17 protein-coding genes and 1 tRNA gene are annotated in these 17,905 nt (G+C 73.0%); 10 read left to right on the top strand and 8 right to left on the bottom strand.

Annotated features, from left to right (window positions below; genetic code table 11):
- Positions 1-26: 26 nt before the first annotated feature.
- Together cysS and rlmB are read left to right on the top strand one after the other, a co-directional pair.
- On the top strand, positions 27-1,481 hold the full coding sequence (cysS, locus tag AC1DYZ_RS17725) for a cysteine--tRNA ligase (RefSeq protein WP_477066441.1): 1,455 nt from the start codon (positions 27-29) through the stop codon (positions 1,479-1,481).
- Positions 1,482-1,483: 2 nt separating this feature from the next.
- Positions 1,484-2,491, top strand: coding sequence for a 23S rRNA (guanosine(2251)-2'-O)-methyltransferase RlmB (gene rlmB, locus AC1DYZ_RS17720; RefSeq protein WP_477066440.1), 1,008 nt, complete (start codon positions 1,484-1,486; stop codon positions 2,489-2,491).
- Positions 2,492-2,494: 3 nt separating this feature from the next.
- Here the strand turns inward: rlmB and AC1DYZ_RS17715 are convergent, their stop codons facing one another.
- The 6 genes from AC1DYZ_RS17715 to AC1DYZ_RS17690 all read right to left on the bottom strand — a co-directional run bounded on the left by AC1DYZ_RS17715 (position 2,495) and on the right by AC1DYZ_RS17690 (position 10,555).
- The gene (locus AC1DYZ_RS17715) at positions 2,495-3,781 is read right to left on the bottom strand and encodes a DUF4032 domain-containing protein (protein WP_456825392.1); all 1,287 of its coding nucleotides are present in this window, start codon (positions 3,779-3,781) and stop codon (positions 2,495-2,497) included.
- Positions 3,782-3,892: 111 nt separating this feature from the next.
- A complete protein-coding gene (locus AC1DYZ_RS17710; protein WP_477066439.1) occupies positions 3,893-5,017 on the bottom strand; it encodes an ABC transporter ATP-binding protein in 1,125 nt (374 codons plus the stop codon).
- A gap of 188 nt (positions 5,018-5,205) precedes the next feature.
- Complete coding sequence (locus AC1DYZ_RS17705) at positions 5,206-6,672, bottom strand: outer membrane protein assembly factor BamB family protein (RefSeq protein WP_477066438.1); 1,467 nt, start codon at positions 6,670-6,672, stop codon at positions 5,206-5,208.
- 12 nt (positions 6,673-6,684) lie between these two features.
- On the bottom strand, positions 6,685-8,304 hold the full coding sequence (locus AC1DYZ_RS17700; RefSeq protein WP_477066437.1) for an outer membrane protein assembly factor BamB family protein: 1,620 nt from the start codon (positions 8,302-8,304) through the stop codon (positions 6,685-6,687).
- A gap of 45 nt (positions 8,305-8,349) precedes the next feature.
- Positions 8,350-9,123: a trehalose-phosphatase gene (gene otsB, locus AC1DYZ_RS17695; protein WP_477066436.1), complete on the bottom strand. Its 774-nt coding sequence runs from the start codon at positions 9,121-9,123 to the stop codon at positions 8,350-8,352.
- The gene (locus AC1DYZ_RS17690; RefSeq protein ID WP_477066435.1) at positions 9,116-10,555 is read right to left on the bottom strand and encodes an alpha,alpha-trehalose-phosphate synthase (UDP-forming); all 1,440 of its coding nucleotides are present in this window, start codon (positions 10,553-10,555) and stop codon (positions 9,116-9,118) included. Before AC1DYZ_RS17690 ends, otsB begins: the two co-directional genes overlap by 8 nt.
- 106 nt (positions 10,556-10,661) lie before the next feature.
- Between AC1DYZ_RS17690 and AC1DYZ_RS17685 the strand changes: the two genes are divergently transcribed.
- The 6 genes from AC1DYZ_RS17685 (at position 10,662) to AC1DYZ_RS17660 (ending at position 14,628) form a co-directional block, all read left to right on the top strand.
- Positions 10,662-12,338 (top strand): serine/threonine-protein kinase, encoded by a 1,677-nt coding sequence (locus tag AC1DYZ_RS17685; protein ID WP_477066434.1) that lies wholly within the window; start codon positions 10,662-10,664, stop codon positions 12,336-12,338.
- A gap of 75 nt (positions 12,339-12,413) precedes the next feature.
- On the top strand, positions 12,414-12,584 hold the full coding sequence (locus AC1DYZ_RS17680; protein ID WP_477066433.1) for a hypothetical protein: 171 nt from the start codon (positions 12,414-12,416) through the stop codon (positions 12,582-12,584).
- Entirely contained in the window at positions 12,581-12,997 is a 417-nt protein-coding gene (locus AC1DYZ_RS17675) for a hypothetical protein (RefSeq protein ID WP_477066432.1), read from the top strand. Before AC1DYZ_RS17680 ends, AC1DYZ_RS17675 begins: the two co-directional genes overlap by 4 nt.
- A 41-nt stretch (positions 12,998-13,038) precedes the next feature.
- Entirely contained in the window at positions 13,039-13,536 is a 498-nt protein-coding gene (locus AC1DYZ_RS17670) for a hypothetical protein (protein ID WP_477066431.1), read from the top strand.
- Positions 13,537-13,575: 39 nt separating this feature from the next.
- A complete protein-coding gene (locus AC1DYZ_RS17665) occupies positions 13,576-14,496 on the top strand; it encodes a DsbA family protein (protein WP_477066430.1) in 921 nt (306 codons plus the stop codon).
- A 55-nt stretch (positions 14,497-14,551) separates the two neighbouring features.
- Positions 14,552-14,628 (top strand) — tRNA-Thr (locus AC1DYZ_RS17660).
- A gap of 85 nt (positions 14,629-14,713) precedes the next feature.
- On the opposite strand, the gene AC1DYZ_RS17655 is transcribed toward AC1DYZ_RS17660, so the two are convergent.
- Together AC1DYZ_RS17655 and AC1DYZ_RS17650 are read right to left on the bottom strand one after the other, a co-directional pair.
- The gene (locus AC1DYZ_RS17655; protein ID WP_477066429.1) at positions 14,714-15,253 is read right to left on the bottom strand and encodes a pentapeptide repeat-containing protein; all 540 of its coding nucleotides are present in this window, start codon (positions 15,251-15,253) and stop codon (positions 14,714-14,716) included.
- Positions 15,254-15,305: 52 nt separating this feature from the next.
- Positions 15,306-15,977: a response regulator gene (locus tag AC1DYZ_RS17650; RefSeq protein WP_477066428.1), complete on the bottom strand. Its 672-nt coding sequence runs from the start codon at positions 15,975-15,977 to the stop codon at positions 15,306-15,308.
- 92 nt (positions 15,978-16,069) lie between these two features.
- Between AC1DYZ_RS17650 and AC1DYZ_RS17645 the strand changes: the two genes are divergently transcribed.
- Both AC1DYZ_RS17645 and AC1DYZ_RS17640 read left to right on the top strand, forming a co-directional pair.
- Positions 16,070-17,242, top strand: a complete 1,173-nt coding sequence (locus tag AC1DYZ_RS17645) for a sensor histidine kinase (RefSeq protein WP_477066427.1) — start codon at positions 16,070-16,072, stop codon at positions 17,240-17,242.
- A 208-nt stretch (positions 17,243-17,450) separates the two neighbouring features.
- A complete protein-coding gene (locus tag AC1DYZ_RS17640; RefSeq protein WP_477066426.1) occupies positions 17,451-17,879 on the top strand; it encodes a hypothetical protein in 429 nt (142 codons plus the stop codon).
- The last annotated feature ends 26 nt before the right edge of the window (positions 17,880-17,905 follow it).

Here is a 17,905-nt window from a genome sequence, read left to right as displayed (position 1 = left end):
GGGCGGCGCGCCGGTAACCTTGCTGCGTGACCCTGCGCCTCTTCGACACCGCGACCCGGACGGTGCGTGACTTCGTCCCGCTCGTGCCCGGAGAGGTCGGCATCTACCTGTGTGGCGCCACCGTGCAGGCGCCGCCGCACATCGGGCACCTCCGCTCGGCCATCGCGTTCGACGTGCTGGTCCGCTGGCTGCGCCGCACGGGGCACCGCGTGACGCTGGTGCGCAACGTGACGGACATCGACGACAAGATCCTGGCCAAGGCCGCCGACGCCGGCGAGCCGTGGTGGGGCTGGGCGACGACGAACGAGCGCGCGTTCACCTCGGCGTACGACGCGCTCGGCGTGCTGCCGCCCAGCCATGAGCCGCGGGCCACCGGCCACGTGCCCGCGATGATCGAGCTGATGGACCGGCTGGTCGAGACCGGCCACGCGTACACGACCGGCCCCGGCGACGTGTGGTTCGACGTCCGCAGCTACTCGGAGTACGGCGCGCTGACCAACCAACGTGTGGACGACATGGTCCCGGCGCCGGACGGCACCGTCGACGACGACGCCAAGCGGGACCCCCGCGACTTCGCGCTCTGGAAGGCGTCCAAGCCGGGGGAGCCGGCGACGGCGGCGTGGGAGACCCCGTTCGGTCGCGGCCGGCCCGGCTGGCACCTCGAGTGCTCCGCGATGGCCCAGCGCTACCTCGGCGACACCTTCGACATCCACGGCGGCGGGCTCGACCTGCGCTTCCCGCACCACGAGAACGAGCAGGCGCAGTCGCGCGCAGCCGGTTACGGGTTCGCCCAGTACTGGCTGCACAACGGCTGGGTCACGCAGGGCGGCGCGAAGATGAGCAAGTCGCTCGGCAACGGGCTGCTGGTCACAGCGGTGCTGGCCAAGGAGCGCGCGTCCGTCCTGCGCTACGCCATGACGGCCGTGCAGTACAGCTCGATGCTCGAGTGGACCGACGACACCCTGCGCGAGGCCGAGGCCACCTGGGACCGGCTCGCCGGCTTCGTCGAGCGGGCCGCGGAGAAGGTCGGTGTCGCTGACGACGCCGAGGTGGGAGCGGTCGAGCTGCCGCCCGAGTTCGTCCTCGCGATGGACGACGACCTCAACGTCCCGGCTGCGCTCGCGGTCGTGCACGAGCACCTGCGCACGGGCAACTCCGCGCTGGCCCGCGGCGACCTCGCCGAGGCTCGCGACGCCATGGTGGTGCTGCGGGCGATGCTCGACGTGCTCGGCCTCGACCCGGGCGGTCCGCAGTGGCGGGCGCACGGCGGCGACGCCCGGTACGCCAAGGCTCTGGAGGCCGTCGTGGCCGCCGAGCTCGAGGCCCGCGCGCAGGCCCGCGCCGCGCGCGACTTCGCCACGTCCGACGCGATCCGGGACCGCCTCGCCGCGGCCGGCGTCGTCGTCGAGGACTCACCGACGGGGGCACGGTGGTCGTTGGCCCCCGGACGCCTCGATCATGACCATCAGATGGAGAACTGAACATGGCCGGAAACTCAGAGCGTCGAGGGGCGGTCCGCAAGGGCAGCTCGAAGAAGACCGCCAGCGCGGGCACGGGCGGCAAGAACCGCCGGTCGCTCGAGGGCCGCGGCCCGACGCCCAAGGCCGAGGACCGCGAGTACCACCCCGCGCACAAGGCGAAGATCGCCGCGGAGCGTCGCGCCGTCGCCGGTACCCGGGGCACGTCGGGTCGCCAGCAGGCGTCGGCGAGCCGCAGCGCCGCCGGGTCCAAGGGTGGTCGCAAGAGCTCGACGCACGAGATCGTCTCGGGCCGGAACTCGGTCGTCGAGGCGCTGCGTGCGGGCATCCCGGTCTCCACGGTCTACATCGCCTCGCGGCTCGAGGGCGACGACCGCACGCGCGAGATCATCAGTGCGGCCGGTAACTCTAACTACCCGCTGCTCGAGGTCAGCCGGGCCGAGCTCGACCGGCTGACCGACGGCTCGGTGCACCAGGGCGTCGCCATCCAGGTGCCGCCGTACGCGTACGCGGACGACGACGACCTGCTCGACGCGGCGGCGGAGTCCGACCGGCCCGCGCTGATCGTCGCGCTCGACGGCGTCACCGACCCTCGCAACCTCGGCGCGGTGCTCCGGTCGGCCGGTGCGTTCGGCGCGCACGGCGTGCTGGTCCCCGAGCGTCGCGCGGCGGGCGTGACGGCGTCGGCGTGGAAGGTCTCGGCCGGAGCGGCCGCCCGGGTGCCCGTCGCCCGCGTGACCAACCTGGTCCGGACCCTGCAGGGGCTCAAGGCGGCCGGCGTGTTCGTCGTCGGCCTGGACGGCGGCGGCGACGTCACCATCACCGACCTGCCGTACGCGACCGACCCGCTCGTGCTCGTCGTCGGCTCCGAGGGCAAGGGCCTGTCGCGCCTGGTCCGCGAGCAGTGCGACGCCATCGCGTCCATCCCGATCGCGTCGGCCGTCGAGTCGCTCAACGCCGGCGTTGCCGCGGGCATCGCCCTGTTCGAGGTGGCCCGCCAGCGCGCGGTCTGACGGTCAGCCGATGATCTGGTCCGGGTCCACCCGCGGGATCATGTCGGTGTCCGGGATCTCGCCGGCCTGCACGCCGAGGACCGCCTGCTCGTCGGGCCGCGTGGGCAGGATGTTCTTCACGTAGCTCTTCGCGGTCTTCTGCATCGGCACGTCGTGGCCGGCCTGCTCCGACAGGAACCAGCGGTGGTCCAGCAGCTCGTGGTAGATCTGCGCGGGCTCGAGCTTGCCGCGCAGGTCCCGCGGGACGCTGCGGACGGCGGGCTCGAAGATGTCGGTCAGCCAGTCGTGCGCGACGAACGACTCGTCGTCGCGCTGCCGGTCGGTGGCCGCGCGGAACTCGTCGAGGTCGTTGAGCAGGCGGCGGGCCTGGTTCTCCTGCACGTCGAGCCCGGTGAGCCGCATGAGGCGGCGGGAGTGGTGCCCGGCGTCGACGACCTTCGGCTGGATCCGGACGCTGGTGCCGTCGACGTCGGTGGTGATGTCGAGCTCGCCCACGTCGAAACCCAGGTCGTTGAGCCGGTCGATGCGGGCCTGCACGCGCCAGCGGTCGCCGAACGTGAACGACTCGGACTCGGTGAGCGCGCGCCAGAGCTCGCCGTACCGCTCGGCCAGAGCGTCCCCGATGGCGACGGCGTCGACGTCCTCCTCGAGGAACTCCCCGGCCTGCAGGTCCATGAGCTCGCCGATGATGTTCACGCGCGCGACCTCGAGGTCGTACCCGCGCTGCCCGTCGGAGAGCTTGTCGTGCAGGTCGCCCGTCTCGGCGTCGACCAGGTACGCGGCGAACGTCTCGGCATCCCGACGGAACAGCGTGTTGGACAGCGACACGTCGCCCCAGTAGAAGCCGGCCAGGTGCAGCCGGACCAGCAGGACGGCGAGCGCGTCGATGAGGCGCGTCGCGGTGTCGGGGCGCAGCGCCTGGCTGAACAGCGCGCGGTAGGGGAGCGAGAACTGCAGGTGCTGCGTGATGAGCACGGCCTCGAGGGGTTCGCCGTCCGGGTCGCGCCGACCGGTGATGACGCCGACGGGCTCGACGGACGGGACGTCGAGGCGGCGGAGCTGGCGCAGGAGCTCGTACTCCCGGTACGCCACGGTCTCGCCGATCTCCTTGACCGCGATGACGCGGCCCGACATCTTGGCGAACCGCACGATGTGCCGGGAGATGCCGCGGGGGAGGGCGGCGAGCGTCTCGGCCGGCCAGTCCTCGAGCGGGATGTGCCACGGCAGGTCCAGGAGTGCAGGGTCGGGCGAGGCCGCGGTGATCTGGAGGCGCTGCGGCGTCGGGCTCATGGGTTCGATTCTCGCAGAGAACGCTGACAGGGCCGCGTCGGGAGAAGTCCGACGAAAGCCGACAGGGCGGCCCCGGCCGAAGCCGGGACCGCCCTGTCGGGTGTGCTGAGGTCAGGCCATGCGCTCGCCCGAGCCCGCGTGGAAGAGGTGCGTCTCGCCCTCGCGGAGGCGGATGAAGATCGTCTCGCCCTTGGCGGGCACCTGGCGGGGGTCGACGCGCACGATGACCTGCGCGTCGCCGGCACCGGAGTGCACCTGGTCGGCGCGGCCGAACTCGTTGGTGAGCGAGCCGTAGACGAACGCGTCGGAGCCGAGCTCCTCGACGATGTTGACGATGATCGGGATGCCGTCCGGCGTGCCCTCGGGCACGACGTCGACCGACTCGGGACGGAAGCCGACCGTGATGTGGTTGCGGTCGTCCTCGGTGAACTGCCCGATGACGGAACGCGGCACGGCGACGCGGGCGCGGCCCAGGTTCGCGGTGCCGTCGAGGACCGGGAAGGTGCCGATGTTCATGGCCGGCGAGCCGATGAAGCCGGCGACGAAGACGTTGGCCGGGGTGTCGTACATGTCGCGGGGCGTGCCGACCTGCTGCAGGAGGCCGTCCTTGAGGACCGCGATGCGGTCACCCATGGTCAGGGCCTCGGTCTGGTCGTGCGTGACGTAGACGGTGGTGACACCGAGACGACGCTGCAGCGACGCGATCTGCGTACGGGTCTGGACGCGGAGCTTGGCGTCCAGGTTCGACAGCGGCTCGTCCATGAGGAACACCTGGGGCGAACGCACGATGGCACGGCCCATGGCGACGCGCTGACGCTGGCCACCGGAGAGGGCCTTCGGCTTGCGGTCGAGGTACTGGGAGAGGTCGAGGATCTTGGCAGCCTCCTCGACGCGCTGGCGGATCTCCGCCTTCGGCGTGCCGGCGATCTTGAGCGCGAAGCCCATGTTGTCGGCGACCGTCATGTGCGGGTACAGCGCGTAGTTCTGGAAGACCATCGCGATGTCGCGGTCCTTCGGCTGGACGTCCGTGACGTCGCGGTCGCCGATGAGGATGCGGCCCGCGTTGACGTCCTCGAGGCCCGCGAGCATGCGGAGCGAGGTGGACTTACCACAACCGGAGGGGCCGACGAGGACGAGGAACTCGCCGTCCTCGATGTGCAGGTCGAGCGCGTCGACCGCGGGGCGCTCTGTGCCCGGGTAGACCCGGGAGGCCTTGTCGAAAGTGACCGTTGCCATGGCTGATCAATCCCTTCACCGGCAGGTACGTGCCGGACGATCCGTAGTGAAGAGTGTCAAGAGTGTCCTCGATGACACGGGTTCTGGAGGAGGGAATCCCCCGTCGCCCGCGGTCATCATGCCATACCGGTGCGGACCGACCACACCCCGCAGTGACGTTGCACACGTCCGGCGCAGGCGGGCAAGGGTCAGCCGACGACCAGGCTCGTCCCGTCGCGGAACCGGACGAGCAGCCGCCCGGCGTACTCGCTGACGGCGGAGACGCCGCCCGGGTCGTCGGACAGGAGCGTCGCGACGTCCGCGACGCTGGCGGGCCGTCCGTCGGTCATGCCGAGCGCGCGCAGGGTGCGGTCGGGGGTGAGCACGACGACGTGCGTGCCGTCGGTGCCGAGGAAGAGCGGGACGCCACCGACGTCCACCCGCCACCGCTGCTCGCCGGTCCGCGCGTCGACCGCGGCCACGTCGTCGACCCCGGGCAGGTAGACGGCGCCGTCGACGAGAAGGGGCTCGGACGTGAGGCCGTCGGTGCGCCAGAGCTCGTCGCCCGAGGTCGCGTCGCGGGCGACCAGGGTGGTGCCGGCGGTGGTGTCGGTGAGCAGCACGGTGCCGGGGGCGCTGCCGTCGTCGACGGCCAGGGACGCCGGGCTCTCGCCGACCGCCACGCGCGTGCCGTCCCGGGTGACCAGGATCCCCGCGGGGATGGCGAAGGTCTGCCACGGCGTCCACACGAGCGTGTCGGCGCGCGCGAGCGCGGCCCAGCCGTCGGTCGCGACGGTGACGTCGCCGCGCGGTGCGCCGTCGGCACCGAACAGCCACGCGTGCCCGCTGTCGGTCAGCAGCACCCGGTCGTCGTCGCTGGTCAGCGCGGGGGTGGACCGGATCATCACGTCGCCGACCATGACCTCGTGCACCTGCGGCACGACGGGGGTGGTCCGCCGCCACGCGACCTCCCCGGTGGCGAGGTCGGTCGCGCTGAGCGTCCAGTGCACGCCCCCGCCGTCGACGGGCTCGGGCGCGGCGAGCACCAGGTCCGGCCCGGCCGTGGACCACAGGGAGCCGGCCGCGACGGACGGTGTCGCGAGCACCGTGCCGTCGGTCGGGTCGAGCACGACCAGCGGCGTCGCGGCACCGACCGAGCCGACCGGGGAGACCTCGGCGGCGCACACCGCGACGGGCGTCTGCGCTGCCACCGCCGTGCACCGCACCCAGACGGACGGGAGCTCGGACCGGCCGCCGGGCGGCAGCGCGGCGTCGAGCGAGAACGGCACGGACCACAGGACGTGGCCGGTGTCGGGGTCGGTGCCCTGCAGGTCGACCCCGCCGCGGTGGTAGAGGGCGCCGATGGCCCACCGGCCGGCCTGGTCGCCGGCCACGAGCGTGCCCGCGGTCGGCGCCCAGCGCCAGAGGGCGTCGGGCGGGTCGTGCAGCGGGCTCAGCACTCCGGGGACGTCGGCGAGGTACGCGAGGCGCTGCCGCTCGCGGGAGTCGAGCGCCGCCTGGGCGCTCAGCAGCGCGAGCACCAGCAGCGCGGCGGCCCCGGCGACGGCGGGCGCGTGCCGGCGCAGCCACGCGGGCAGGAGCGACGGTTCGGCGGTGCGGGTCAGGTCCGGCTCGTCGAGCTCGACGGGGGCCAGGTGACCGGGGTGCAGGCTCATGGCGCTGCCCGGTCAGCCCAGCACCGCGACGGCGCCGCTGTCCATCCACACGTAGAGCCGGGGGTCGTGCCAGCCCGGAAGGAAGCCCTGCACGAAGATGGGGTCCCGGTCGCCCGCGACCTCCTGCGCCAGGTCCTTGTGCCAGGCGAGCGAGCCGTCGCGCAGCTCGTACGCGTCGAGCGTGACGCCCAGCCCGGGCACGAGYAGGTAGCGGCCGTCCGTCGAGAGCTGCTGGGGCAGGTAGTCCAGCGGGGTGCGCCACTGGGTGCGGCCGGTCGTGGCGTCGACCGCGACGAGCGCGTTGGACATCGCCACGTAGAGGATGCCGTCGAGGAGCAGCCCCGTGACGATCGACCCGGGCAGGTGCCAGAGGACCGTGCCGGTGCGTGCCGACCGGGCCGTGAGACCGTCGGCGCCCGAGTCCTGCGAGCCGACGGTGAAGAACACCCCCGGTGCTGAGCCGTCGTCGACCGAGAGATAGCCGGGTGCCTCGTCGACCGGGATCTCGGTGCCGTCCGCCAGGAGCACCGTGCCCTGGAAGAGGTCGGAGGACGACCACACGTTCTCGACGAACACCCCGGCGCGGGCCGGCCCTAGCCAGGATCCCGGGTCGAGGGGGATGTCCCGCCGCGGCTGCCCGTCGGTGCTCAGGATCCAGGCGTGCTCGTCGACGGTCATGACGATGGCGTCGTCGACGGTCTGCAGGGCGGCGGACAGGGTGGCGCTCGACCCGGCTGGGCCGTCCTCCCGGCCGAGCACGTCCACCGACGGGCTGGTCCAGGTCCAGTCGGTCTCTCCGCTGACGGCGTCGCTCGCGGTGACCGCCCACCGGACCGACGACGCGTCCGTCGGGGCGGGGGAGCCGTCGTCGGCGACCCGCTCCGCGACGACGAGGTCGTCCTGGGTGAAGTCGAGCCCGGTCGTCCCCGGCACGGTGCGGTGGGACAGCACGGTGCCGTCGGCGGGATCGAGCACCCAGACCGACGAGCCCGGGACCCCGACGGCCGCGTCGTCGCCGTACAGCTGCGCGAGGCACGCCGCGACCGGCGTGCCGCCGTGCGGGACGGCGGTGCAGGAGACCCACACCGACGGGCTCGTCCCGACGGTCGGCTGCGGCGGGTCGGGCAGGCCCACGGGAGTCCGCCACGCCTGGACGCCGGTGTCGGGGTCCACGCCGACGAGCGACAGCGCGCCGCTGGGGTCCTGGACCCCGCCGACGAGCGTCCCGGACACCACGGCGCCGGACCGCAGCGCGGCGCCGAGGCGCGCGTCCGCCCGCCACAGCACGCCGATCGACGGGTCGGCCGGAGGCACGACGCCCGGGATGGCGGCGAGGGCAGCCAGGCGCACGGCCTCCCGGTGGTTCACGGTGACCTGGGTGGCGACGAGCGCCACGGCCAACCCGGCAGCGACGGGGACCAGTCGGCGGCCGTGCCGGCGCAGCCAGGACCGGGCGGCGAGCACGTGCCGGTCGGTGTCGTCGCGCTCGCGGGCGTCGACGTCGTCGTCCAGCTCGACGTCGACCTGCTGCGCGGCCCGCGGCGTCCAGGAGCGGGGTCGTGAGGCCGACCGGGATCGCGCGGGCTCGTCCGCAGCCTCGACGAGCTCGACCTCGTGCATCCGGCCGGGCATGAGGCGCACGCTACGCCTGCGCCCTGAAAGCGACCAGGAGTCCGCTCAGAGGGCGTCGGCGAGTGCGGCCAGTGCCGCGACCATCTGCTCGGGGCTGTCGACGTGGAAGCGTGCCGCGGTCTCGCCCGGGCCCACCTTGACGGTCACGTCGTCGGCCCGGAGCGCCGCGAACGCGTGCTCGTCGGTGACGTCGTCGCCCCCGTAGAGCACGACGGGAGCGGCGAGCTCGTCGCGCAACGCCGTCAGCGCCTCGCCCTTGCTGGCCGAGAGCACCGAGATCTCGACGACGTCCTTGCCGTGCAGCACGCCGGAGCCGAGCTTCTCGCCGAGGGCGATCGCCTCCCGTTCGGCCGGCCGAGCGACCGCATCCTCCGCGAGGCGCGTGTGCACGACCACGGCGGTCGGCTTGGTCTCCACCCAGACGCCGTCCCGCCCGCGGGCGATGCGTGCCACTTCGGCGCCGAGCGATGCCAGCCGGTCCGCCTGCTCGTCGGTCAGCTGCACGACGTCGCGGTCGAGCCCCCAGGTGGTGACGCGGGCGCGCTCGGCGCCGTGGCTGCCGATGAGGAACGTGCCGGAGGGCACCTGCGCGAGCGTGTGCAGGTCGTTCATCGACCGCCCGGACACGAGGGCCAGCGCGACGCCTGGGGTGCCGGCGAGGCGCGCGAGCACGTCGACGCCGGCCGGGAGGATCCGTGACGCGCTCGGGTCGTCCTGCAGCGGGGCGAGCGTCCCGTCGAAGTCGAGCGCGACCAGCAGGGGCCGCCGGGCGTCGTCGGCGGCGAGCGTGGTGAGCGCCTCGGTCAGGTCCTCAGCCACGGCGGGCTCGCACGGGCACCGAGTTGAGGGCCGCGAGGAAGTCCTCCGACCAGGCGACGACGTCGTGCCCGAGCACGCGTCGCCGCAACCGGCGCATCCGCTTGCGAGACTCGCGGGCGTCCATGTGCACGGCGTAGGTGATGGCGTCCTTCATTCCCTCGATGTCGTGCGGGTTCACCAGGACGGCGCCCGTCAGCTCGTCGGCGGCGCCCGTGAACTCCGAGAGCACCAGGGCGCCGCGGTCGTCGGACCGGGCGGCCACGTACTCCTTGGCCACGAGGTTCATCCCGTCGCGCAGGGCCGTGACCAGCATGACGTCGGCCGCCAGGTACAGCGCGGCCATCTCCTCCATCGGGAACGACTGGTGCAGGTACTGGACGGGCGCGTGGCCCACCTGGCCGTGGTCGCCGTTGATGCGGCCGACCAGCAGCTCGACCTCGTCGCGCAGCGTCTGGTACGCCCCGACGTTCTCCCGGCTCGGGCTGGCCACCTGCACCAGCGTCGTGCTCTGCGGCGACAGCCGCTCCTCCTCCAGGAGCTCCCCGTAGGCCTTGATCCGGTGCCGGATGCCCTTGGTGTAGTCGAGCCGGTCGACGCCCAGGAGCAGGTACTCGGGGTCGCCCAGCTCGCGCCGGATCTTCTGCGCGCGCTCCTGGACGGCGTCGGTGCGGGCCAGCTCGTCGAAGGCGTGGGAGTCGATGGAGATGGGGAACGCGGCCGCGCGCACGTGCCGACCGGGTTCGCCGTGCTTCGAGAGCGTCACCATCTGACCGCGGGTCGTGAGGTCCGTCAGCCGGCGCACCACGCGGACGAAGTTCGCGGCGTCCCCGGCCCGCTGGAAGCCCACGAGGTCGGCGCCGAGCAGCCCCTCGACCACCTGCACGCGCCACGGCAGCTGCGCGAACAGCTCCAGCGGCGGGAACGGGATGTGGTGGAAGTACCCGATGCGCAGGTCCGGGCGCAGCTCCCGCAGCATCTTCGGAACCAGCTGGAGCTGGTAGTCGTGCACCCAGACGGTGGCGCCCTTCGCGGCCTGCGCGGCCGTGGCCTCCGCGAACCGCTGGTTGACCCTCTGGTAGGACTCCCACCACTGCCGGTGGTACGCCGGCGGCTCGATGACGTCGTGGTAGAGCGGCCACAGGGTGTCGTTGGAGAAGCCCTCGTAGAACTGCTCGAGGTCGTCCTCGGTGAGCGTCACCGGGATCAGCTCGGTGCCGTCGACGTCGAAGGGGTCGAGCTCGAGGTCGGGCGACCCTCCCCAGCCCACCCACGCGCCGGACGTGCTCGCCATCACGGGCGCCAGGGCGGTGACCAGGCCTCCCGGCGATCGGGTCCAGGTGGGCTCGCCGTCGTCGTCCAGGCTGACGTCGACGGGGAGACGGTTCGCGACGACGACGAAGTCGTAGCCGTGCGCGGGCACGTCAGAAGGCACCAGATCAACTCCTTGGGTCTGGTCCGACCCTATCTGTGCGGGAAGCGCCTGGTCCGTCCAGCGCGTTGTCGGGCGGTGCGCACAGGCGTCCCGCTACGGTGCGGGGATGGAGCGGATCGGTCTGACACCGGGGTCGGAGATCGGCGGATACACCGTCGTCGCACCCCTCGGCTCCGGCGGCATGGGCACGGTCTACCGGGCCGTCGACGGCGGTGGCGACGCGGTCGCGCTCAAGATGCTGCACCCGCACATCGGGTCCGACGCCGTCGCGCGCGACCGCCTGCGGCGCGAGGTGCACGCGCTGCAGAAGCTGCGCCACCCGGGCGTGGCGGCGATCCTCGACGCGGAGGCCGACTCGACCGAGGCATTCCTGGTCACCGAGCTGGTCCCCGGAGACAACCTCGAGGAGCATGTGCGAGAGCGCGGCCCGCTGGACGCCGAGCAGCTGCTCGACCTGGCCGAGGGGCTGCGCGACGCGCTCGAGGCGGTGCACGGCGCCGGCGTGGTGCACCGCGACCTCAAGCCGTCCAACGTCATCATCGGCGACGACGGCCCGGTGCTGATCGACTTCGGCATCGCGCAGGCCGCCGACGACTCGCGCCTCACCGCCGAGGGCCTGGTCATCGGCACCCCGGGATACCTCGCGCCCGAGCTCCTGGACGGCGACGAGCCCGACGCCGGGTCCGACTTCTGGGGGTGGGCGGCGATCCTCGCGTTCGCCGCGACCGGCCGCGACCCGTTCGGCAGCCGCCCGCTCGAGGCTGTGCTCGCGCGGGCCCGGTCGGGTGACGTGGACCTCGAGGGGCTCGGCCCGCTGACCACCGCCACGCTCACCCGCGCCCTCGCGCCGGCCCCGGCCGACCGCATCGCCCCGGAGGACGTCGTCGCGGCGCTCACGCTGGTTGTGGCGGAGGGCGAGTCGATCGCCGACGAGACCGCGACCGCGGTGCTTGTCGCCGACGACCTCGTCGGGACCACGGTGCTGGCCGCGCCGGCCGCGGTCGTCGCGCCCGTCCTGGTGGCCAACGACGGCCGGACACGCGCGTTCGACCCCACCGTGGACGGAGGCGCCCCCGCAGAGGACGCGTGGGACGAGGATCCCGACGGGGTCGAGTGGATCAACGAGGACCTCGACGCGTCCGAGGAGCCCGAGCCCGAGGGCTCCGGGTACGAGCGACCGCGGGCCCGCCGCCGCTGGGGCACCCTGCTGGCGGCCGGCCTCCTGCTCGGCTCGGCCGGCGCGCTCTACCCGGGCGTGACGCTGGTCGTCTTCACGATCCTCGTCGTCGTCGTGCGCACCGTGGGGTCCACGGTCGAGGCGATGTACGGCCGGCGGGAGCGGGTCGGCGTCAAGCGCTCGGACGGCGCGGTCGCGCTCGCCACCGGTCCGTGGCACCTGCTGCGCTCGGTCGTGGGGCTGCTGCCGTCGCTCGTCGTCGGCGCGAGCGTGGTCGTCATCCTGCTCGGCGTGTCCTGGTGGCTCATCGGCGACGGTCACTGGGTGGTCGGCGACTCGCCGTCCGGCCAGGAGCCCCAGGGCCTGACCGCGTCCATCCTGGTGGGGTCGATCGTCCTGTTCGGTGCCGCCGTCGTCTGGTGGGGTCCGCTGTCGCTCATGACGAGGATCGGCGCCCGCCGCGTGCTCGCGGTCGTCGCGCCGGGCCGTACCGGCGCGCTCGTCGCGACCGTGGTGCTGCTGGCGGCGTCGGCGGTCTTCATCGCCCAGATCCGCTCGGGCACGCCGATCACGTGGGCGCCGCTGCCCACCCCGACGCTGCCCTGAGGACCGTCTCGCCACGCGGGACCGCTCTGGCACCCTCGTGGCTGAGGGCTCGACGATCCCGGGGAGGGTTCAGGAATGTCGTGGGAGGCGGAGACCGATGTGGCCGTCGGGCGTCGCAGCAACGGGGATGTCGTCCGGTTCGACCACAGCACCGGGTCGCTCGGCGTGTTCCGCGGCGACGTGATCGTGGCGTACTTCCGTCCCGACGAGGGCTACGAGTTCTTCCTGCGCGAGATCGCCAAGTGAGCGCGTTCGACGACGCGTTCACCGACTTCGTGCGCGGTCGGGGCGTGTGGCGCGACGACACCCCGGCGGCGGTGCTCGAGCGGTGGTCGAGCTTCGTCGTGGAGTGTGAGCACGGGTACCGGGGTGACGAGTTCGCGTACGGCAACGAGGCCATGGCGCGCACCACGCTCGAGGCCGCCCTCACCGACCCAGGACTGAACGCGTACCCGGAGACGGCCGAGCTCCGCCGCCGGGTCGAGGCGGTCGACGCCCGGTTCCGCCCCCTGCTGATGGAGCACGCGTTCCCCGGCATCGACCCCGACGAGTGGTGGCTGCGCGGCATCGTGCGGCGGGCAGGCGGGCGGCTGGCCCAGGAGTGGAAGCGGTCGTTCGGGTTCGATGTCGAGGTGGTCAGGCTGCCCCGTTCGGGCTGACGACGCGGGGATCCTCAGCAGAGACCCCTACGCTGTGCGCCATGACCGCGCGACGAGGGCCGCACGTCGCCGCTGCGCGCCTCGCGCCGGTGGTCGGGCTCGTGGTGGCCGGCCTCATGGCGGCCGTCGCCGCCCAGGGACGCGTGCTGCTGCACGACTGCGTCGCCGCCGGTGGCGTGCTCGGCCCGCTCGGGTTGCGCCTGGCCGTGCTCCGCGACGCCGCGGACTGCCCCGACGGTTCCTACGGCCTAGGGTCCATGTCCCAGGGCGCCGTGGTGCTGCTCAGCATCGCCGTGCCGGTGGCCGCCCTCTACCTGCTGCTCACCGCGTGCGGGATCGGCCTGGCCGCGCTGCTCGTGCGGGCCGCCCGCCAGGTCCGGCTGCTCCTGCGCCGGGCCGTCCCCGGTCTGCGCGTCGGCGCGCAGGCCCTCCCGGTCGTCCGGCGGGCTCGCCTCGTCGCGTCGGGTGTCGTCGCGCCCTGGACCGAGCGGGTGCTCGCCGGCGGCGTCGGGCGGCGCGGTCCCCCGGTCGCGGCCTGACCCCCGCCACCCATCCCGTCGTCCCACCCAGGAGCACCCATGCCCACCAACGACCCGCGTCCCACCAAGGCGGTGCGCCGCGAGGAGGCCCGCCTCAAGGCCGCCCAGATGCGCAAGGAGCAGGAGCGCAAGGCCAGGCGGAACCGCATCCTCGCCATCTCCGGCCTCGTCGTCGCCATCCTCGCGCTGGTCGCCGTGGCGTTCACCATCGTCAACCAGAACAAGGCCAACGAGGCCGCCAACTCCGACGTCGTCTACGGCGGCAGCACCGCGAACGTCGTCGCGCCCGCGCTCGCGGACGTCACGGCGCCCGCCCCCGCCAACGACAAGGGCGGCATCCCCGTCAGCGGCGACGGCGGCGACGACGTCGGCGTGGCCGGCGACGGTGACGTCACCCTGACCGTCTACTTCGACTTCATGTGCCCGATCTGCGGCCAGTTCGAGGAGATCAACGGCGACGACATCGACACCCTGCTCGCCGACGGCGGCACGACCGTCGAGTACCACCCGATCTCGTTCCTCGACAGCAAGTCGGCGGGGACCAGCTACTCGACCCGCGCGGCCAACGCCGCCGCCATCGTCGCGGACAAGGCGCCCGCGCAGTTCGCGAAGTTCGTGTCCGCGATGTACGTCGACCAGCCGGCCGAGGGCAGCGCCGGCCGCACCGACGCGGAGATCAAGAAGATCGCGACCGACGTCGGCGTGCCGGAGGACGTGGCCGCCACGTTCACCACCACCGTGGACGGCACCTTCACGACCAAGACCGACGACGTCGAGGCCACGAAGAACGGCACGTGGCGCACTATGGCCCCGTGGGTCGCCGCGGCGACCAACCAGATGAACACGGACATCGGCAAGATCTCGACGCCGACGGTGCTCATCAACGGCACGGACTTCGGTGGCGGCTGGCAGACCCCGGGCGCCCTCCTCGAGGCCGTCCAGGCCGCACAGGGTTCCTGATCCTTCGATGACCGGGCGCTCCCTCGCGGGGCGCCCGGTTATCCTGGGCCCGCCCGCCTCCTTAGCTCAGTCGGCCAGAGCACCTGTCTTGTAAACAGGGGGTCATCGGTTCGAATCCGATAGGGGGCTCCATCCGGTCAGTCCACCCGCAGGTCCAGCCCCATCGCCTCGACGAGGACCACCGCCTGCGGCAGCGTGATGATCGCGCGGTCGAGCGTCACGGTCGCGGGGTCGAGGCTGGCCAGGTCGCTGCCGCGCAGGTCGCACCCGTCAGGTCGGCCCGCTCCCACCAGGCGCCGGCCAGGTCGCAGTCGCGCAGGGTGCCGCCGACGGCGCGGACGCCGCTGAGGTCGGCCTCCCGCAGCCGCACCCCGGTGAACGTCGCGGAGTGCAGGTCGGCCCGGGACAGTCCGACGAACGACCAGTTGCCGCCCTCGACCCGCGCGAGGTCCCAGGCGCAGTCGTCGAACCTCGAGCCGACCATCTTGCAGCGCTCGAACCGGACGTCGAAGAAGTTGGAACGCGAGAACGTGCAGTTGATGAACGCCGCGTCGGTGTGCACGGAGGCGTTGAGCTTCGCGTGGCGGAACACGCACTCCTCGAACACGGCGCCGACGCCCGAGGTCTCGGTGAGGTCCAGGTCGACGAACTCCACGTTGCGGAACTCCTGGCCGGACAGGTCGCGGGCGTACCAGTCCTCGCCGCGGACGGTGCTGGTGGTGGGGGGAGCAGCGTCCCCGCTGCGTCGGTCGACCATGGCCCGATCATGACCTACGACGGCGACACCGGGTGAAACTGGTCCACCCGGGTCAGGCGCTCGGCCCGGTCTCCTCGAGCAGCCGCAGGGCGGCCGTCACGCGCGGGTTGCGCTGCGGGTCGCTGTCGATGCCGAGCGTGGCGTACATCCCGTTGACATGGTTCTGCACGGACTTCTCGGTGATCCCCAGCCGGTCGCCGATGCCGGCGTTGGACAGGCCGGACGCCAGCAGCCGAAGCACCTCGTACTGCCGGTCCGTGAGCCGCGCGACCGCCGATCCCGCCCGCGGGGTCATCCGCGCCAGCAGCGCCGGGTCGAGGACGGTCTCGCCCACCGCGGCCGCGCGCACGGCGTTGACCAGCACCTCCTCGCTCGTCGACGAGGTCTTGGACAGGTAGCCCCACCCGGCGGCGACGTCGGCGGGGAGGTCGAGCAGGAGGTCCATGGCGTCGTGCGCGGACAGGAGCAGGATGCCGAGGTCGGGCATCCGACGCCGGAGCGTCACGCCGAGCGCGATGCCGTTGCCGTCGGGCAGGTCGATGTCGAGGATCACGCAGTCGACCAGGCCGGGGCGCAGCACGCGCGCCGCCTCGGTGACCGTGCCGACCGCCGCGACCACCTGGAGCCCGGGGGTCCCCGCGAGGGTGTGCTCCAGCATCGAGCGGAACAGGGGCTGGTCCTCGACGACGGCGACGCGGACGGGGCGGGTGGTGGGATCACTCATCGTCGCCAGTATCGTCTGCGGCTGGGTCCGCGGCGCGCCACGCGCCGGTCGCGGACCCGCACACCACCCATCGAGGACGGGGGCCAGCGCCGATGACGACGCCGTCGACCGACTCCGCCGCCTCGCTGGCCACCCGTCGCGAGGACCTCCGCGGGGATCGCACCTCCCTGCTGCGCGCCACCGCCATCGTGGCCCTGGGCTACGGCGTCGGCGCCGCCCTGCAGTCGACCTACGTCTACGCCACGTACATCCCGGCCTGGGAGTCGGTCCCGCTCGCTGCGCGGCTCGGGGCGAACGCGGTGGCGGTCGTCATGCTCGTGGTCGTGCTGGCCGTCGCCCAGGCCCATCGCGCGACCCGCCTGTGGTGGATGGCGGCCGCGGTCCTCGCCGCGTCGGTCGCAGCGGCGGTGGCGCGCTTCCTGGCGCAGGTGCTGTTCGGTGTGCACGGTTCGCTGGACGACCCGGCGCGCAACGCCGAGGTGCTCAGCGGCTTCGTCCTCGGCGCTATCTCGGGCGCCATCGGCATGTGGGCGCTCATCGCGCGCCGCACCAACCGCGCGCGGACCCGCTCGGCGGCTCGCGACACCGTGCTCGTGGAGGTCGCGGTCAAGGCGCTCGAGCAGGAGGAGATCCGGGTGCGACGGGCCGTCGCCGAGGGCCTGCACGGAACCCTGCAGTCGAAGCTCGTCCTCATGGACGCGCGGCTGGGCGACGTCCTGGCGCGCGCCGACGAACGGAGCATGGACGCCGAGGACGTCGAGACCCTCACCTGGGTCCGCACCGAGCTGGCGTCCGCGCGGGAGATCGACGTCCGCGAGATGAGCCGGATCCTCTACCCCGACCGTCTCGAGCTCGGCCTCGTCCCCGCGCTGCGCGCCCTGCTCGGCCGCATCCCCGCGAGCATCGCCACCCGGCTCACGGTGAGCGACGCCGTGCGGTCGCTCGACGACCCGTCGGGCTGCTCGCTCACGATCAGCGAGCGGCTGCTGGCCGTCCGCGTCGTCGAGGAGGCGCTGACGAACGCGCTCAAGCACGGGCCCGCGGCGTCGCTCGTGGTCTCGCTCGACGTCGCCGACCGCGTGCTGCACGTCGCCGTCGACAACGACGGCGAGCTCTACGACCCCGTGACCGCCGGTACACCGTCGGGCACCGCCCGGCTGGCGACGCGGTTGTCCCTCGCGGGCGGCCGCCTGGCCCTCGCAGCGGGCCGCGAGAAGGGCGCCCGCCTCGAGGCGTGGCTGCCGCTGGGCGCGGGCGCCGAGTAGAGCGCCTGTCCGACTTGACGGAACTGCCGTCTTTGGCCGGGGTGAAAGAAACCGGCAAGACGGACGGCCCGGGTGCTGCCACCTAGGGCCGAACCAGTGGTCGTGCCGATGACACCTACGTTCGCGGACGACCGCCGCTCGGCGCGTCTCCGTGAGCGGGTCTCGGTGAGGTGCCGATGCCCGGCACCTTCCCGATCAGGAGATCACCATGGCTTCCACGAAGTCCAAGAAGTCCCGCAAGGGTCTGGCCCTCGGCCTCGCCGTCCTCGGTGTCGCGGGCCTGTCGCTCGCGGCGGCGTCCACCCTGACGCTCAACAGCTCGGCCAAGTTCCAGGCGGGCTCGACCGCGATCCTCGCCGACTGCCAGACCACGGGCGTCCCGATCCCCGTGGCCTTCGGAGCGCCGGCCCTCAACACGACTTCCGGCCTGTACTCCGCCTCCACCGTCAAGTTCTCGAGCATTGCCACCACGTGCAACACGCTCAATTACAAGGTCGCCATCAAGACGGCGGCGGGCTGGACCGACATCACTCCGGGCACCGGCGCGCAGATCTCGGGCACCACGCTCGACGTGACGATCCCGACGGCAACCGTCGCCAACGACATCACGGGCGTCAGCCTCACGATCTACAGCTGACAGCTGGACGACGAGCCACTGGTCGA

Source organism: Cellulomonas sp. P1_C4 (assembly GCF_056406355.1).
Note: the sequence above shows the minus strand (reverse complement) of the source record. Positions and strands in the feature narration are given on the sequence as shown.

Bases quoted from the DNA above. Each gene is read 5' to 3' on its own strand.
- AC1DYZ_RS17665 (WP_477066430.1), top strand. From the start codon at position 13,576: ATGCCCACCAACGACCCGCGTCCCACCAAGGCGGTGCGCCGCGAGGAG.
- AC1DYZ_RS17705 (WP_477066438.1), bottom strand. From the start codon at position 6,672: ATGAGCCTGCACCCCGGTCACCTGGCCCCCGTCGAGCTCGACGAGCCG.
- AC1DYZ_RS17645 (WP_477066427.1), top strand. From the start codon at position 16,070: ATGACGACGCCGTCGACCGACTCCGCCGCCTCGCTGGCCACCCGTCGC.
- AC1DYZ_RS17670 (WP_477066431.1), top strand. From the start codon at position 13,039: ATGACCGCGCGACGAGGGCCGCACGTCGCCGCTGCGCGCCTCGCGCCG.
- rlmB (WP_477066440.1), top strand. From the start codon at position 1,484: ATGGCCGGAAACTCAGAGCGTCGAGGGGCGGTCCGCAAGGGCAGCTCG.
- AC1DYZ_RS17715 (WP_456825392.1), bottom strand. From the start codon at position 3,781: ATGAGCCCGACGCCGCAGCGCCTCCAGATCACCGCGGCCTCGCCCGAC.
- AC1DYZ_RS17685 (WP_477066434.1), top strand. From the start codon at position 10,662: ATGGAGCGGATCGGTCTGACACCGGGGTCGGAGATCGGCGGATACACC.
- AC1DYZ_RS17680 (WP_477066433.1), top strand. From the start codon at position 12,414: ATGTCGTGGGAGGCGGAGACCGATGTGGCCGTCGGGCGTCGCAGCAAC.
- AC1DYZ_RS17655 (WP_477066429.1), bottom strand. From the start codon at position 15,253: ATGGTCGACCGACGCAGCGGGGACGCTGCTCCCCCCACCACCAGCACC.
- AC1DYZ_RS17710 (WP_477066439.1), bottom strand. From the start codon at position 5,017: ATGGCAACGGTCACTTTCGACAAGGCCTCCCGGGTCTACCCGGGCACA.
- AC1DYZ_RS17650 (WP_477066428.1), bottom strand. From the start codon at position 15,977: ATGAGTGATCCCACCACCCGCCCCGTCCGCGTCGCCGTCGTCGAGGAC.
- AC1DYZ_RS17640 (WP_477066426.1), top strand. From the start codon at position 17,451: ATGGCTTCCACGAAGTCCAAGAAGTCCCGCAAGGGTCTGGCCCTCGGC.